This is a genomic window from Mesorhizobium sp. AR10 (assembly GCF_024746795.1).
Classification (GTDB): domain Bacteria; phylum Pseudomonadota; class Alphaproteobacteria; order Rhizobiales; family Rhizobiaceae; genus Mesorhizobium.
Genome location: NZ_CP080524.1, coordinates 641,438 through 658,062 on the forward strand (window position 1 = coordinate 641,438; position 16,625 = coordinate 658,062).

The following is a 16,625-nucleotide window of genomic DNA, read 5'->3' on the forward strand; positions in this document are numbered from 1 at the left end:
ATGCAGCCGGCTGAGCTCGATCTTGCCCGATACTATGTACGGCTCGACAGCGAGACCGACTTCGCCGGCTGGCGCGACGCGGCACGCCGACTGGCACTTGATGAAGTCAGGCCCGAGGACATCAGTTGGAGTGTCGCTGCGGACTCCGATCAGGCCTATTTGCCGGCTGTGCCGACGGGAGCACAACTCGTCGTACCACGCGATTTCATCGAACACGCTCAAACCGCTTTTTGCCATTCCGATCCCGGCCGGTTCGCTTTCCTCTATCGGATGCTTTGGCGCTTGCGCGACGAGCCAAAGCTGCTGGCGATCGCATCGGATGTCGATACCAGACGCCTCGAAACCATGGAAAAGGCGGTGCGCCGCGACATCCACAAGATGCGTGCCTTCGTGCGCTTCCGGAAGATCGACGATGGCGCCGGCGAACGCTATGTCGCCTGGTTCGAGCCTGATCATTTCATTGTCGAGCGCAATGCGAGCTTCTTCGTCAAACGCTTCACCGGCATGCGCTGGACGATCCTGACGCCGTATGCATCCGCCGATTGGGATGGCGAGAGACTGGCGATCGGCCCCGGCGCCGCCAAAGGCGATGCGCCGGCGCAAGACGATGCCGAGGCGCTGTGGCTGACCTATTTTAAGAACATCTTCAATCCGGCGAGGCTCAAGGTGAAGGCAATGCAGAAGGAGATGCCTAAGAAATATTGGCGGAACCTTCCCGAAGCCTCGCTCATTCCAGAGCTGATCGCAGGAGCGGACAAGGCCGCCATGGACATGATTGCCAGAATGCCGACGACACCTGCACCGCACCACGCCAAGGTGCAGGCAAGACACTGGCCGAAGCATGAGCCTGCAGAAACGGTAAAGGACGATGACGCCGGCACCATTTCCGAACTGCGAGAGGTGGCGAAGGGTTGCCACCGCTGCCCGCTGTGGCGCGAGGCGACGCAGACCGTGTTCGGTGAAGGGCCCGACAATGCCAGGGTGATCTTCGTCGGCGAACAGCCTGGCGATCAGGAAGATCTCGCCGGCAAGCCCTTCGTCGGCCCGGCTGGCAAGGTCTTCGACGTGATACTGGACGACGCCGGAGTCGATCGTCAGAAAGTCTATGTCACGAATGCGGTCAAGCATTTCAAATTCGAACCGCGCGGCAAGCGTCGCATCCATTCCAAGCCGAATGCCGGGGAAGTTCAGGCCTGCCGCTGGTGGCTCGACCGCGAATTCGAACTGATCAAGCCGGATCTCGCCGTGGCGCTTGGTGCAACGGCGGCGTTGTCGCTGTTGGGGAAGGCGATCCCGGTGACCAAAATGCGCGGTCAAGTGATCGAGCGCGAAGACGGCTTGCGCGTCTTCATCACCATCCATCCCTCCTTCATCCTGCGTATTAAACAACCTTCGGACAAGGAGGCCGAGCGCGAGCGGTTCCTGCAGGATATGAAGCAAGTGAAACGACTGATGGCTGCCTGATGTATTTTGTTTCGCAATTCCCGTGACCCACTTCCCCTGGTATTGCCCTACCGGATCAGGATCGCCCTGAGGTCATTCACATTGGTCCCGGTCGGGCCGGGCAGGAAAAGATCGCCGACGGCGTTGAACGCTGTCCAGGCGTTGTTGCCTGCGAGCATGGCCTTGGCATCGACGCCCGTCACCCGCATCCGCGACACCGTCGAGCCGTCGGCGAAGGCGCCGGCATTGTCTTCCGAGCCGTCGATGCCGTCGGTGTCGGCGGCCAGCGCATGGATGCCCTCCGCGCCGCTGATGCCGATGGCGAAGGCGAGCAGGAATTCGCTGTTGCGACCGCCCTTGCCTTTTGCCCGCAAGGTCACGGTCGTCTCGCCGCCCGACAGGACCAGCACTGGCTTCCTGAATGGTCGGTTTCGCGTCGCCACTTCGCGCGCGATCGCCGCGTGGACGCCGCCGACCTCGCGCGCCTCGCCCTCGATCGAGTCGGAGAGGATAATCGCTTCGATGCCTTGCCGTTTCGCTTCCGCTGCCGCCGCTTCCAGCGACACGCCGGCCGAGGCGATCAGGTGCACTTCATTGCGGGCAAAACGCGCATCATCCGCCCGTGGCGCGTCGGCCGCCGGCGAATTGATATGCGCCATCACAGCGGCCGGCAGCTTCATGCCATAGGCTGATATCGACGCCAGCGCATCCTCGCGGCTGCCTGAATCGGGAACCGTGGGGCCGGAGGCGACCAGCGCTGGATTGTCGCCGGGAATGTCGGAGACGACCAATGAGACAACCCTGGCCGGAAATGCGGCGGCCGCCAGCCTGCCGCCCTTGATGGTGGAGACGTGCTTGCGGATAGTGTTCATCGCCGCAATCGGCGCGCCGGAGGCGAGCAGCGCCTCGTTGACGGCGATCTCGTCGGCCAGCGTCAGGGTTCCGGCGGGCGAGGGCAAGAGCGCCGAGCCGCCACCGGAAATCAGCGCCACGACCAGATCGTCCTCAGTCAGCCCCTGCACCTTCGCCAACAGCCGGCGCGATGCTTCGAGGCCGGCGGCGTCCGGCACCGGATGCGCCGCTTCGATGATCTCGATGCGTTCGCATTTCGCGCCATAGCCGTAGCGGGTGACGACCAGGCCTTCGATCGACCCGTCCCACACCTTCTCAAAAGCCGCCGCCATCTGCGCCGAGCCTTTGCCGGCGCCGATGACGATGGTCCGCCCCTTTGGCTTTGCCGGCAAATGATCCCTGATGGTTCTCTGGGGATCAGCGGCGGCCACGGCGGCATTGAAGATGGACGTTAGGAAGGGCTTGGGATCGATCTTGGTCATTTGGCTTCCGGTGGCAGTGCCAGTTCGCGCGCGTCGAGGCCGAGATGGCTGCAAATTGCTTCGACGACGACGCCATGGTCGTCGCGCTCCGGCAGGCCGGAGACGGTAATCGCGCCGATGACGCCGGCGCCCTTGACCGTTATCGGAAAGCCGCCGCCGGCCAGCACATAGTCAACGATGTCCAGCCCTTCGCCGGGCTTGAAGCTGCGGTCGGGGCGCTGCTGCTCCAGCACCATGCGATAGGTGCTTCTCAGGAACCGTTTCACCACATTGATCTTGCGCCGTGCCCAATCCGGATTGGAGGCGTTCGAGCCCGGCATCGCCGCGTAAAACAGCGGCCGGTCGAAAGTCCTGATGTCGACGATGATCGGCATGTTCTCGGCCAGCGCCCGCTCGCGGATCACCGAGCCGATCTTGAAAGCGACAGCCTCGTCAAAGGTGGAAAAGACAAGGGTCGCTTCCTGTCTCTTGATGGTCTCGATGTCTTCGGCAACGGCCATGTCGTTCCCCTGTCAATCTCGCCGCACGCTTTGACCGATGGCTGTCGCCGGGTCAAGCCGAGACGTGCGGGACCGGGATCTCGCTCTTGGCCGCCCGTCCCGCGACATAGACCTCGCGCACGGCACGATCATCGCCAAGCGTCTGCAGCAGAAACAGCTCTTCGGCCAGCGTGTTCACCGTCTCCATGCGCAGCCGCATCGCCGGCGTGGCGCTGGTGTCGAGCACGACGATGTCGGCATCGGTACCCTGGTCCAGTGTGCCGACTTTTTCCGCGACCGACAGCGCCTCGGCATTGCCGCGGGTGAGCTGCCAGAAGGACTGGAATGGGTTCAGCTTCTCGCCGTTCAGCGCGATGACCTTGTAGCCCTCGTCCATGGTGCGCAGCATCGAATAGTTGGTGCCGCCGCCGACATCGGTGGCAGCCGCAATCCGGAGGGCTTTGTCACGCGTGCGGTAGCGCTGATAATTGAACAGGCCGGAGCCGAGGAACAGGTTGGAAGTCGGGCAGAACACCGCAACCGAACCGCTGTCCGACAGCGCATCGGCCTCGCGCTCTGACAAATGGATGCAGTGGCCGAAAAGGCTCTTTTTCCCCAACAAGCCGTAGTGCTCGTAGACATCGGTATAGTCGCGCGCCTGCGGATAGAGTTTTTGGGTGAAGGCGATCTCGGCGTGGTTTTCCGACAGATGCGTCTGCATGTGCAGGTCCGGATGCTCACGGCAGAGCGCACCGGCCATCTCCAGCTGTTCCGGCGACGAGGTGATGGCGAAGCGCGGCGTGATGGCGTAGTGCTGCCGCCCCTTGCCATGCCATTGCGCGATCAGCGCCTTGCTGTCGTCGTAGCCCGATTGCGGCGTGTCGAGCACGCCCTCCGGCGCATTGCGGTCCATCATCACCTTGCCGGCGATGTTGAGCATGTTGCGGTCATGCGACTCGGCGAAGAAGGCTTCGGCGGAAGCCTTGTGCACGGAGCAGTAGGCGGCGACCGTCGTCGTGCCGTGGCGCACCATCTCGTCCAGGAACAGCCGCGCGATACGGCGGCCATGTTGGGCATTGGCGAACTTCGTCTCTTCCGGAAAGGTGTAGGTGTTCAGCCAGTCGAGCAGTTCGGCGCCGTAGGAGGCGATGACCTGCATCTGCGGAAAATGCACATGCGCGTCGATGAAGCCCGGCAGCAGCAGATGCGGCCGGTGGTCGATTCTTTTCGCCCCTTCGCCGGCCCGTTTCTCGACTTGCGTATAGGCGCCGGCGGCGACGATCCTGCCGTCGCGGATCAGCAGGCCGCCATCTTCCTCGTAACGCCAGGCGGAATGGTCATCGATGGCTTCAGGCCAGCGCAAGAAGGTGAGCGTGCGGCCGCGCAGAAGTGTGGAGGTCATGCTTATTTTCCCGCGCCTTCGAACCAGGCCACCAGCAGTGCCCGCTCCTTGTCGGTAATCTGGGTGACGTTGGCGGGCGGCATGGCATGGCTGCGGCCGGCCTGCAGATAGATCTCGCGGGCGTGCTCGGCGATGCCGGCATCGGTGTCCAGTATCACGCCCTTCGGCGCATGGTAGATGCCTTCATAGACCGGCTCCGCCGTATGGCACATCGAGCAACGGCCTAGCACCGTGTCGCGCACGGCCGGGAAATGCGCCGAGGCAACATAGATCTCGGCAGCGGCGGAAGCCTTGGGCTCGCCGGTTAGAACCTTCGGCACCGTCGACAGCCAGATGATGACGACGAACAGGATGGTTGCGGCCAGCCAGGTCCAGGTCGGGTTGCCCTTGCGCGCGTGCACACTGTTGAAATAGTGCCGGATCAGCACACCGATGATGAACACCAGCGAGGCGATCACCCAGTTGAACTGCGTGCCGAACGCCAGCGGATAGTGGTTCGACAGCATCAGGAACAGGACCGGCAACGTCAGGTAATTGTTGTGCAGCGAGCGCTGCTTGGCGATCTTGCCGTATTTCGGATCGGGTTTGCGTCCCGCGACAAGGTCGGCGACGACGATCTTCTGGTTGGGAATGATGACCATGAAGACGTTGGCCGACATGATCGTCGCGGTGATGGCGCCAAGATGCAGGAAGGCGGCGCGTCCCGTGAACAGATGGGTGAGCCCCCAGGCGATGAACACCAGCACGCCATAGAGCACCAGCATCAAGCCGGTGTCGCTCTTGCCCAGCGGCGACCGGCACAGGAGATCGTAGACCACCCAGCCGACGCCGATGGTCGCCAGCGACAGGCAGATGCCAACCGGCACCGACATGGCAAGCACATTCGGGTCGATCAGGAACAGGTCGGCGCCGGCATAGTAGACGACGCACAGCATGGCGAAGCCCGACAGCCAGGTGGCGTAGGATTCCCATTTGAACCAGGTCAGATGCTCGGGCATTTCGGCCGGCGCCACCAGATATTTCTGGATGTGGTAGAAGCCGCCGCCATGGACCTGCCATTCTTCGCCGAAGGCGCCGACCGGCATGCCCGGACGCTGGCGCAGGCCAAGGTCGAGCGCGACGAAATAGAAGGAGGAGCCGATCCAGGCGATGCCGGTGACGACATGCAGCCAGCGCACGGCGAAACTCAGCCAGTCCCAGAAAATTGCGAAATCCATCATTGACGTCGTCCCTGCCGATTGGGCGACTTTACGGGCTGGAGCGCAAACGGAAAGGGGCGAGGTGCACGATGACTTTCAAAAAAAAATGGAAAATACTAGGCTCACTTAGCGCAGCCGCATGAGAGCCACGAAATCCGCATGGCCTATCTCGACAACATCGCTGTTTTCGTCCGCGTCGTCGAACTCGGCAACCTGTCGGCGGCGGGCCGCGATATGCGCATTTCGCCGGCGGTTGCCTCCAACCGTATCAAGGAACTCGAAAAACACCTTGGCGTGCGGCTGTTCAACCGCACGACGCGGCAGTTGATGCCGACCGAGCACGGCACGGTGTTTTATTCCGGCGCCAAGCAGGTGCTGGAAGCGATCACCGAAGCGGAAGCCGCGGTCTCGGCACTTTCCGGCCAGCCGCGCGGCACGATCAAGGTGACGGCGCCGCTTGGCCTTGGACGGCGGCTGGTGGCGTCGGGTATTCCCGACTTCCACGACAAATACCCCGATATCGAGGTGCGGCTGAGGCTTTCCGACCACAATGTCGACATCATGAAGGAAGGCATCGATGTTGCCTTCCGGCTCGGCATCATCGAGGATTCCAGCCTGCGCATGCGCGGCATCATGGATTGCGAGCGGGTGCTGGTGGCGGCGCCGAAATATCTGGAGGCGCGTGGCGAGCCGACCGAGCCTCACGAACTGATCGGCAAGAAGCACGACTGCCTGATGCTGCGCTATTCCGGCGCGCGCGAATATGTGTGGACGCTGCAGATGCCGGGCGGTCCGCAGAAATTCGAGGTGCACGGGCCCTACGACACAGATGATGGCGATGTGCTGACCGGCTGGGCGCTATCTGGCCGCGGCATCATCAACAAGCCGCGCTTCGAGGTCGAGCCGTTCATCCGCGACCGGCGGCTGAAGGTGATCCTCGCCGACACGCCGCCGACGCCGGTGCAGTTCGCCGCCGTCTATCCGCACAAGAAGCTGCAGGACCCGAAGGTGCGGCTGCTGCTCGACTTCATGGCCGAGCGCTGCCAGCGGCTGATCAAGGATCTGCTGGCCGGCAAATGATAGCCTGCTGGCACCACGCGCCGGGTTGCTTTCCGCAAAAGCGGACATAGTTTGGCTGGAAATTCTTTCAGCAGAGAAGATTAATGGGCAACGGCGCTACAATGCATCTCGCCGTTTCATTGCTCCCGGGAAATGCTGCTTCCGACGGGATGCCAGCCGCCGGTGCGGACTTCAGCCTTCTGGCCCGGTTCGTGCAAAAGGCCGAAGCGGCCGGGCTGGACATGGTGGTACTTGCCGATTCCGCGCCGGCTTCCGCCAGCGACACATCGAACCGGCAAGTGCCGTTCGAAGCGACGACCTTGCTGGCGGCGCTGGCGACGGTGACGAGCAGCATCGGCCTCGTCGCCGCTGCGTCGACGGTCGCCCACCAGCCCTACAATCTGGCGCGCCGTTTCGCCTCGCTCGACGTCATCAGCCATGGCCGCGCCGGCTGGAACGCGATCCTGTCTGCCGCTCCGCGCGAGGCGGCCAATTTCAGCCGGCCGGACGGGTTTTCCGGCGACGAGTTTCGCCGCCGCACGGAGGAATATGTCGGCATCGTTAGGGGCTTGTGGAACGGGTGGGATGCGGACGCACTGTTGTTCGACAAAAGCGGCGGTCGCTTCCACGACCCCGAAAAGATGCATCTGCTCGACCACAAGGGCGAGTTCTTTTCCGTGCGCGGACCGCTGAACGTGGCGCGGTCGCCGCAGGATACGCCGGTGCTCGTCATGTCCGGCCTATCGGGGTCCGACATGGATATTGCCGCTCGCAGCGCCGATGTCATCCTGCTGGACGAGCAATCGGCCGAACGCGCCAAGGTGTTTTATGACGATCTGAAGCGCCGGGCGCTGGCGTTGGGTCGTGATGCGGTGAAGGTGCTGATGACCATAGCGCCGGTCATCGACAGCACCGACGCATTTGCGGACAGGCTCGAAGAGTGCTTTCGCTCAGAAGCTTGCGACGGTTTCAACATGCTGATGCCGCCCCATGTGTCGGCGCTCGACGATTTCGCCGACCGCGTACTGCCGGAGCTTCGTCGTCGCGGCCTGCTTCGGCTGGACTATCGAGGCACGACGCTGCGCTCGCGTCTCGGGCTTGCAGGGGGAGGCGAACCATGACCGCCGGTCGACGTCAGATGAAGCTTGGCGCCTTCCTGTGGGCGACAGGCCACCACATTGCCGCCTGGCGCCACCCACAAGCGCATGTGACGGCGGGCATCGACATCGACCACTACATCCAATTGGCGCGGACGGCGGAGGCGGCAAAATTCGACATGGTCTTCTGCGAGGACGCCGCCGGCTTGCGCGAGGCCAATGTCGGCATCGCCAGTCAGACCTCGCGTTCGATCGGCTTCGAGCCGATCAGCCTGCTTTCGGCGCTTGCGGTCCAGACCAGCCGCATCGGCCTCGTCTCCACGGCGTCGACAAGCTACAACGAGCCCTACGGGCTGGCGCGGACCTTCCTGTCGCTCGACCAGCTGAGCGGCGGCCGCGCCGGCTGGAACCTGGTCACCTCGGGCAGTCCCATCGAGGCCGCCAATTTCGGCTCGACCGGCCTGCGTCCACACGCAGACCGCTACGAGCGTGCGCGTGAGTTCGCCGAGGTGGTCACCGGACTTTGGCATGGCAAGCTCGACGGCGGCCACGACGGCCAGAGTTTCTCGGTGCGCGACCCGCTCGACCTGCCGCGTTCGCCGCAGGGCGCGCCGGTGATGGTTCAGGCCGGCGCCTCGGATGTCGGCCGCGACCTTGCCGCCCGCACCGCCGACGTGGTGTTCACCGCGGCGCAGACATTCGAGGAAGCAAAGGCCTTCTACGACGATCTCAAGGGGCGCCTGGCGGCCTATGGGCGAGAGCCGAACGACATCAAGATCATGCCGGGCGTGGCGCCCGTGGTGGCCGCAACGGAATCGGAAGCCCGTGAGAAGCATGAGGAATTGCAGGAGCTGATCCCCGACGATGTCGGCGTCGCGCTGCTGTCCAGCTATCTGAGCATCTCCGATCTGTGGCGCTATCCCATCGACGGGCCATTACCGGAGCTGCCGCCCAGCGAAGGGATGAAGAGCCGGCAGGCGCTGGTCGTCGAGCAGTCGCGCCGCGACAAGCTCTCCATCCGCCAGCTTGCGCGCCATTTCGCCGGCGCGCGCGGCCACTGGCGCATCGTCGGAACGCCAGCCCAGATCGCCGACGAATTGCAGGCGCGGTTCGAAGGGGGTGCTGCAGACGGTTTCAATGTCATGCCGTCATATTTTCCCGGCGAACTCGATGCCTTTGCCACGCTCGTCGTGCCGGAACTGCAGCGGCGCGGCCTTTTCCGCAAGGACTATGAAGGCCACACGCTGTGCGACCACCTGGGCTTGAAACGGCCGTTGTCGGCCTGAGCCGTGCGGCTGCGCTTCAGCCGGCGTCCATCATCCGGGCGGTTCCGGAAACCCTGATCGAGCTGCCAGGTGCGGGCGGAATGTCGGCATGCAGGCGCGAACGCATGCCCATATCCTCGCCTTGTACGATATCGATGGCGCCGCCATGCGGCCAGCCAAGGTCGCGCAGATAGCCGGCAAATGCCGCCGTCGAGGCCCCGGTCGCCGGATCCTCATAGACGCCGCCGGAGGCAAACGGATTGCGGGTGTGGAAAAGGCGCGGCGTTTCGGCGTAGGCGAGCAGGATGGTGACCAGCCCTTCGCGCCGCATCAAGGCCTGACCGGCTTTCAGCTCATAGGCCATGGCGGCGAGCGCTTTTCGCGAATTCAGCGCCAGAACAAAATGATCCGCGCCACCATGGATCAGCGCCGGCGGAATCGCCGGATCGAGATCGCCGGAGGCATAGCCGAAAAGCGCCAGCGCCTCGTCGATCAGTGCTGCCGAGGCTGGTTTGCTACGCGTCGGCGGCGACTGCAGCGCGGCGGTAATGTTGGGGCCATCGCGAAAACCTTCGACGGTGATGCCGGCCTGGTTGAGGCTCAACTTGAAGGTCCCGTCGCCAAACTGCCGGACCAGCGCCGCACCAAGGGCGATCGTGGCATGTCCGCAGAAGGGAACTTCCGACTCCGGCGAAAAGTAGCGGACGCGCCAGCCGTCACCCTCGCGCGCGGCAAAGGCGGTTTCAGAAAATCCAACCTCTGCCGCAACGCCCTGCATGTCCGCCGCATCGGAAAGGATATCCCCTATCACCACCCCGGCAGGATTGCCGCCGGTGTCGCCATCCGAAAAAGCCGCGATTCTCAATACGTCCATCTGACCTCGCCTCGTGCTGAATGGCGCGCAGGAAACACTGTCCTTGGCCAATTGAGAACCGAGGAAAGCGAGGAGCAGCTGTGACTTTTGCTCACAGCCCGCAAATCGCGCTGCGGTTCAGAACCCGCAAGCTAATTTGACGGACTTTGATCGGAACGAAAGTCACGTGTTGCCGTTTTGAGCCTTGTATCGGCCGTGCGCGGGCGAGGGGGTCGCGGCCGTTATTGGAGATCGCCCCCCCATATCCACCCCTCTCCCCAACCGCCACAGGAGCCAATCATGGACGCCATCGTCACCAAGAACGATCTGAAATCCAACGCCAAGAAGGAGTCGATCGATCTCTTGAACGCCCGCCTTGCAGATGCCATCGATCTGGCGCTGATCACCAAGCAGGCGCATTGGAACGTCAAGGGGCCGCAGTTCATCGCCATCCACGAGATGCTGGACACGTTCCGCAAGGAGATCGACGGCCATGTCGACATCATTGCCGAGCGCGCCGCGCAGCTCGGCGGCACCGCGCATGGCACATCGCAGGAGGTGGCGAAGGCGACCAAGCTGAAGCCTTATCCGACCGACATCCACAAGACCAAGGATCATCTGGCGGCGCTGATCGACCGCTACGCGGCAGCAGCCAAATTGACGCGCGCGGCGATCGACGAGGCCGCGGACGCCGGCGATGCCGACACCGCCGACATCTTCACCGCCTATTCGCGCTCACTCGACAAATTGCTGTGGTTCCTGGAAGCGCACACGCAGGAGAAGGAATAGACGTAGCGTTAGCCAGCCATCGCCTTGCGATCGGCTTCACCCGGAACTGTCGAAGTTGAACGGGCGACGATCGCTGTCATGATCTCCGCGGCCGCAAGCGCCGCGATGACTTGCGGTCGCTTGTCCTTGACCGCATCGCTGCCGATCGGCGAGACGAGGCGGGCAAAGTCCGCCTCGCTTCCATCGGCCGATTTCAGGAACCAGTTTCTGAACGTTGCCTTCTTGGTCTTCGAGCCGATCATGCCGACATAGGCGCTGTCGTCGCGTTTCAGCGCCTCCGAGACGATCAGGAAATCCAGCGCATGGTCGTGGGTGAGGATGGCGAAGGCTGTTCCTGCCGGGGCCTTGCGCACCATTGCTTCGGGCATCGGTGTCAGACTGGTTTCGACGGTTTCCGGCATGCCTTCCAGCGCCTCGGCCCGCGTCTCGATGACGACGACATGCACAGGCAGCAAGGCCACTGCCGAGGCCAGCGCCTGGCCGACATGGCCGCCGCCGAAGATATAGACATGCGGCAGGTGTGCTTCCTCGGCTTCCGCGGCGGCGATCAGTTCTTGCGCCAGCGCCGCATCGACCAGCCGGATCAGCACCTCGACCCTGCCGCCGCAGCACTGGCCGATTTCCGGCCCGAGCGGAACGTCGAGCGTGGCGCACACTTCGTCGACCCCGATGCGGGTATCCCTCCCCCTTGAGGGGAAGGTGGCGGCGAAGCCGCCGGATGGGGTCGTTGCGGCAGTGCTCGACGTTGTCTTAAGTCGCGCGCTGCCTGTGCCGACCCCCTCTGGCCGCTTCGCGGCCTGCCCTTCGCTATGGCTCCGGGCGCTCGTCGCTGAAAAAACCAAATCGTTGGCTTTTTCTCGGCCTTCGGCCGATCGCTCCTCTTCCCCCTCAAGGGGGGAGAAGAGCATCTGCCGGGCCTTGTCGATCGCCATATATTCGAGTTGGCCGCCGCCGATCGTGCCCGATATCGCTGCGGCCGAGACGAGCATGAAGGCGCCCTTCTCGCGCGGCGTCGAGCCTTTTGTCCCCGCCACCTCGACCAAAGCGATGCGGCCTTGGCCAGCAAGGAAGTCTTTCAGGCTTTGCACTTTCGAGGTCATCATTCGCATTCCCGTGCGGGAAACATAGAGTTTTTCGGCCTGAATTGCACGCCTTGCCGACCCCGGGTCGGACTCAGGCGCCGGCCTTGGCTTCGCCTTTCAGCCGTTCGATCGCCATCAGCACCCGCTCCGGTGTTGCGGGAGCGTCGAGACGCGGACAGATCCGGTGGTCGGCAACGCTCGCCACCGCATCCGACAAAGCATGCAGCACCGACATGCCGAGCGGGAAAGGCGGCTCGCCGACCGCCTTGGAGCGATGGATCGTCGGCTCACCGGCTTGCGGCCAGTCAGCCAGCGTCACGTTGAATATCTTCGGCCGGTCGGAGGCGAGCGGGATCTTGTAGGTCGACGGCGCATGGGTGCGTAGCCGGCCCCTGCCATCCCACCACAGTTCCTCCGTCGTCAGCCAGCCCATGCCCTGGATGAAGCCACCCTCGATCTGACCGAGGTCGATGGCGCGATTCAGCGAACGGCCGGTCTCGTGCAATATGTCGGTGCGCTCGACCATGTATTCGCCGGTCAGCGTGTCGACCGAGACTTCCGAGCACGAGGCGCCATAGGCGAAATAGTAGAAGGGACGGCCCTGACCCTTGTCGCGGTTCCAGTGGATTTTTGGCGTCTTGTAGAAACCCGCAGCGGAAAGCTGGATACGCGCCATGTAGGCCTGTTTGATCAGGTCGGCGAAGGGGATCTCCTGATTGCCGATGCGCACCCGGTTGGGCAGGAACAGCACCTGGTCGCGCGGCACCTGGTATTTCTCGGCGGCGAAGTCGGTGAGCCTATCCTTGATCTGTCTCGCGCCGTTCTGCGCCGCCATGCCATTGAGGTCTGAGCCGGAAGACGCGGCGGTGGCCGAGGTGTTCGGCACTTTGCCGGTCGTCGTGGCGGTGATCTTCACCTGGTCGAGATCGATCTGGAATTCTTCGGCCACCACTTGCGCGACCTTGAGGTAGAGGCCCTGCCCCATCTCGGTGCCGCCATGGTTCAGATGCACCGAACCGTCGGTATAGACATGCACCAGCGCGCCGGCCTGGTTGTAGTGCGTGGCGGTGAACGAGATGCCGAACTTGACCGGCGTCAGCGCCAGCCCGCGCTTGATGAAGCGACTGTTGGCGTTGAAGGCATCGATGATACGGCGGCGGCTTGCATAGTCCGAACTCGCCTCCAGCTCGGCAACGATGCGGTGGATGATGTTGTCCTCAACCGTCTGGTGGTAGGGCGTTATGTTGCGGTCTGAGGTGCCGTAGAAATTCTTCTTGCGGATTTCGAGCGGGTCCTTGCCGACGGCAAAGGCCACCTCGTCGATGACACGTTCGGCGCCGACCATGCCTTGCGGGCCACCGAAGCCGCGAAAGGCGGTGTTCGACACGGTGTTGGTGTAGAGCGGCGCCGATTGCGCGTGCACCGCCGGCCAGAAATAGGTGTTGTCGCAATGGAACAGCGCGCGGTCCGTCACCGGTCCTGACAGGTCCGACGAAAAGCCGCAGCGCGCCGCGAACATGAAGTCGACGGCGAGAATGTTGCCGTCGTCGTCGAAGCCGGCTTCGTAGTCGACGAGGAAATCATGACGCTTGCCGGTGGCGATCATATCGTCGTCGCGGTCGGGTCGGATTTTCACGGCGCGATGGTGCTTCTTGGCAGCTATCGCCGCGAGCGCGGCAAACTGGTTGCCTTGCGTTTCCTTGCCGCCGAAGCCGCCACCCATGCGGCGGATCTCCACCGTCACGGCGTTGCTCGGCACACCGAGCGCATGGCTGACCATATGCTGGACTTCGCTCGGATGCTGGGTCGAGGAGTAGATTGTGACGTCCTGATCCTCGCCGGGTACGGCCATGGCGATCTGGCCTTCGAGATAGAAATGGTCCTGCCCGCCGATGCGCATCTGCCCCTTGAGCCGGCGCGGTGCCTGTTTGATTGCGGCAGCGGCATCGCCCCGCTTCAGGGTCAGCGGCGGCGTGACCAGTTTGTCCTTCCTGGGATTGAGCTCGCCTATGTCGGTGACGAAAGGCAATTCCTTGTACTCGACCTTGGCCAGCCCAGTGGCGCGGCGCGCCTGCTCGCGGGTCTCGGCAATGACGCAGAAGATTGGCTGACCGAAGAATTGCACCTTGCCGTCGGCGAGCACCGGCTCGTCATGGCGGCCGGTCGGCGAAATATCGTTCTCGCCCGGCACGTCCTTGGCCGTCAGCACGTCGACGACGCCGGGCGCGGTGCGTACAGCTGAAAGATCCATCCTGATGATGCTGGCGTGCGTGGCTGTGCAGAGCCCAAGGCAGCCATGCAGCGTGCCGGCCGGTTCCGGCATGTCGTCGATATAGATGGCCGTGCCGCTGACATGCTTGTGCGCGGAATCATGGCGCTGGTCGGTAGCAACGCCGCCGGCAATTTTTTGCGCCTTGAGGTTGGGGGAATGGCTGGTCATGACGCGCCTCTCTTCCCTTCTCCCCGTTCACGGGGAGAAGGTGGCCCGAAGGGTCGGATGAGGGGCAGCACTGACGCTGACGAACTTGCAAAGTGCGGTCGACGACGGCGCCGCCCCTCATCTGCCTGCCGGCATCTTCTCCCCGTGAACGGGGAGAAGGACGCTACTCGCGACCGTCTGGCTGTCTGTTTGCTTGAGCTGATATGCATCACGCCGCCTCGTGCCGTGAAACCTGGAATGGCGCCTTGGTGCCGCTGGTCTCGGCAAAGAAGCGCAGCAGCAGGTTCTTCGCCGCCAGCGCCCTGTATTCAGCCGAAGCGCGCATGTCGGTCAGCGGGGTGAAATCCATGGCGTACTCGGCCATCGCTGCCTGCACTGTCTCCTCCGTCCACGCTTTGCCAAGCAGGGCCTTTTCCACACCCAAGGCGCGCTTCGGCGTCGCCGCCATGCCGCCATAGGCGATGCAGATGTCCGCTACCGTGCCGTCCCTGGCCAGCACCAGGAAAAAGGCGCCGAGGGCGGCGGTGATGTCCTCGTCGCGGCGCTTGGTGATCTTGTAGACGGCAAACTTCGTGCCCTTGGCCGGCACCGGCACATGCACGGCCTCGACGAATTCGCCCGGCTGCCGGTCCTGTTTGCCATAGGCGATGAAGAAGTCTTCCACCGGGATCGTGCGCCGCTTCTTACCGCGGCGCAGCGTGAGTTGTGCGCCGAGCGCGATCAAGGGCGGCGGCGTGTCGCCGATCGGCGAACCGTTGGCGATGTTGCCGCCGATCGTGCCCATGTTGCGCACCTGCTCGCCGCCGATGCGGTCGAACAGCGGCCCCAGTGTCGGAATGCGCTTGGCCAGTGTCGAGAAGGCTTCCGTGTAGGTGACGCCGGCGCCAATCGAAATGATGCCCTTGTCTTCGGAGATCGCGCACAGCCCGTCGAGATTGCCGATGAAGATCACCGGCGAGATGTCGCGCATGTGCTTGGTCACCCACAGGCCGACATCTGTCGACCCGGCAACGATGGTGGCATTGGGTTCCTTCTTCAGCACGCTCGCCAGATCATCGGCATCGGCGGGCACGACCAGCCGCGTCTTGCCGGCGCCGATCTCGATCCGCGCACCGTCATGGATCGCTGCCAGCTTCGCCGTGATGGCCTTGCGCTCCGCCGCCAGCGGGTCCTTTGCCGCCTTTCCGTAGCTGGAGATGGCGCGGGCGGCTCGGACGATCGCCTCGTAGCCGGTGCAGCGGCAGAGATTGCCCTGCAGCGCCTTTTCTATTGCTGCGTCCGACGGCTCCGGCGACCTCATCCACAAGCCGTAAAGCGACATGACGAAGCCAGGCGTGCAAAAGCCGCATTGCGAGCCATGGAAATCGACCATCGCCTGCTGCACGGGGTGCAACCTGCCGGCTTCGCCGCGCAGATGCTCGACAGTGACGACATGTGTGCCGTCGAGCGAACCGAGAAAGCGGATGCAGGCGTTGACACTCTCATAGACCAGCCTGCCACCGGACAGCCTTCCGACCAGCACGGTGCAGGCGCCGCAATCGCCCTCGGCGCAGCCTTCCTTGCTGCCGCGCAGCGAACGGTTGAGCCGCAGCCAGTCGAGCAAGGTCTCGTCGGGAGCGACCGTGGTGAGCGCGACATCCTCGCCATTGAGGATGAAGCGGATCTCGTTGCGGATCTTGACCTTGGCCATGCCTCAGCTCCCCCTGTAGGTCGAATAGCCATAGGGCGAGACGAGCAGCGGTACATGATAATGCACCGGCTCGGCCATGCCGAAGCGGATCGGCACAGTGTCGAGGAAGGCCGGTTCCGGCAGCTTGGTTCCCTGCTGGCGCAGATAGTCGCCGGCGGCAAAAACCAGTTCATATTCGCCAGTGCGGAATTCCGAGCCGGCCAGCAGTGGCGCATCGCAGCGGCCGTCGGCATTGGTCACCACCGTCCTCAGATGCGTCCGCGCCTCGCCATCGAGGTGATAAAGCGCAATCGACAGGCCCGCCGCCGGTCTGCCGGTCGCGGTGTCGAGGACATGCGTCGTCAGACGCCCGCCATCGGCTTTCGACGTTTCTGCCACTGGCCGCCTCCCTTTATCCAGTATGAACAAACTGGCCGGTACAATCGAACATTGCTGATGAATTGTGCGCCAATTAAAGGCGATGCATAAGTCCCGGTCGAGCGGAGTGGGACAA

Annotated in this window: 14 protein-coding genes; 5 read left to right on the plus strand and 9 right to left on the minus strand. The window is 63.5% G+C overall.

Annotated elements, in window-relative coordinates:
• The gene (locus LHFGNBLO_RS06435) at positions 1-1,464 is read left to right on the plus strand and encodes a UdgX family uracil-DNA binding protein (protein WP_258605264.1); all 1,464 of its coding nucleotides are present in this window, start codon (positions 1-3) and stop codon (positions 1,462-1,464) included.
• Between the two features lie 47 nt (positions 1,465-1,511).
• Here the strand turns inward: LHFGNBLO_RS06435 and LHFGNBLO_RS06440 are convergent, their stop codons facing one another.
• From LHFGNBLO_RS06440 to LHFGNBLO_RS06455, 4 genes are read right to left on the minus strand one after another with little or no spacing between them, the layout of a single operon-like run.
• A complete protein-coding gene (locus tag LHFGNBLO_RS06440; protein WP_258605266.1) occupies positions 1,512-2,777 on the minus strand; it encodes a glycerate kinase in 1,266 nt (421 codons plus the stop codon).
• A complete protein-coding gene (locus tag LHFGNBLO_RS06445; RefSeq protein ID WP_258605268.1) occupies positions 2,774-3,277 on the minus strand; it encodes a heme-degrading domain-containing protein in 504 nt (167 codons plus the stop codon). The genes LHFGNBLO_RS06440 and LHFGNBLO_RS06445 overlap by 4 nt, the downstream gene beginning before the upstream one ends.
• A 52-nt stretch (positions 3,278-3,329) precedes the next feature.
• Positions 3,330-4,658 carry a guanine deaminase gene (guaD, locus tag LHFGNBLO_RS06450; RefSeq protein WP_258605269.1) on the minus strand — a complete coding sequence of 443 codons (1,329 nt, stop codon included), beginning with the start codon at positions 4,656-4,658 and terminating at the stop codon, positions 3,330-3,332.
• A 2-nt stretch (positions 4,659-4,660) separates the two neighbouring features.
• Positions 4,661-5,878, minus strand: coding sequence for a urate hydroxylase PuuD (locus tag LHFGNBLO_RS06455; protein ID WP_258605270.1), 1,218 nt, complete (start codon positions 5,876-5,878; stop codon positions 4,661-4,663).
• A gap of 138 nt (positions 5,879-6,016) precedes the next feature.
• On the opposite strand from LHFGNBLO_RS06455, the gene LHFGNBLO_RS06460 reads away from it, so the two are divergent.
• From LHFGNBLO_RS06460 to LHFGNBLO_RS06470, 3 genes are all read left to right on the plus strand, one after another.
• On the plus strand, positions 6,017-6,937 hold the full coding sequence (locus LHFGNBLO_RS06460) for a LysR family transcriptional regulator (protein ID WP_258605271.1): 921 nt from the start codon (positions 6,017-6,019) through the stop codon (positions 6,935-6,937).
• An 83-nt stretch (positions 6,938-7,020) separates the two neighbouring features.
• A complete protein-coding gene (locus tag LHFGNBLO_RS06465) occupies positions 7,021-8,037 on the plus strand; it encodes an LLM class flavin-dependent oxidoreductase (protein WP_258605272.1) in 1,017 nt (338 codons plus the stop codon).
• Positions 8,034-9,299 (plus strand): LLM class flavin-dependent oxidoreductase, encoded by a 1,266-nt coding sequence (locus LHFGNBLO_RS06470; RefSeq protein WP_258605273.1) that lies wholly within the window; start codon positions 8,034-8,036, stop codon positions 9,297-9,299. The genes LHFGNBLO_RS06465 and LHFGNBLO_RS06470 overlap by 4 nt, the downstream gene beginning before the upstream one ends.
• A gap of 16 nt (positions 9,300-9,315) precedes the next feature.
• On the opposite strand, the gene LHFGNBLO_RS06475 is transcribed toward LHFGNBLO_RS06470, so the two are convergent.
• Positions 9,316-10,152, minus strand: coding sequence for a PhzF family phenazine biosynthesis protein (locus LHFGNBLO_RS06475; RefSeq protein ID WP_258605275.1), 837 nt, complete (start codon positions 10,150-10,152; stop codon positions 9,316-9,318).
• Between the two features lie 279 nt (positions 10,153-10,431).
• Between LHFGNBLO_RS06475 and dps the strand changes: the two genes are divergently transcribed.
• Complete coding sequence (dps, locus tag LHFGNBLO_RS06480; RefSeq protein WP_258605277.1) at positions 10,432-10,920, plus strand: DNA starvation/stationary phase protection protein Dps; 489 nt, start codon at positions 10,432-10,434, stop codon at positions 10,918-10,920.
• A gap of 8 nt (positions 10,921-10,928) precedes the next feature.
• Here dps and xdhC read toward each other — a convergent pair whose 3' ends face one another.
• From xdhC to uraH, 4 genes are all read right to left on the minus strand, one after another.
• Positions 10,929-12,020, minus strand: a complete 1,092-nt coding sequence (gene xdhC / locus LHFGNBLO_RS06485; RefSeq protein ID WP_258609628.1) for a xanthine dehydrogenase accessory protein XdhC — start codon at positions 12,018-12,020, stop codon at positions 10,929-10,931.
• Positions 12,021-12,093: 73 nt separating this feature from the next.
• Positions 12,094-14,442: a xanthine dehydrogenase molybdopterin binding subunit gene (xdhB, locus tag LHFGNBLO_RS06490; protein WP_258605279.1), complete on the minus strand. Its 2,349-nt coding sequence runs from the start codon at positions 14,440-14,442 to the stop codon at positions 12,094-12,096.
• A 208-nt stretch (positions 14,443-14,650) separates the two neighbouring features.
• Positions 14,651-16,132: a xanthine dehydrogenase small subunit gene (gene xdhA, locus LHFGNBLO_RS06495; protein WP_258605281.1), complete on the minus strand. Its 1,482-nt coding sequence runs from the start codon at positions 16,130-16,132 to the stop codon at positions 14,651-14,653.
• Positions 16,133-16,135: 3 nt separating this feature from the next.
• Positions 16,136-16,510, minus strand: a complete 375-nt coding sequence (gene uraH / locus LHFGNBLO_RS06500; RefSeq protein WP_258605283.1) for a hydroxyisourate hydrolase — start codon at positions 16,508-16,510, stop codon at positions 16,136-16,138.
• Positions 16,511-16,625: the final 115 nt, after the last annotated feature.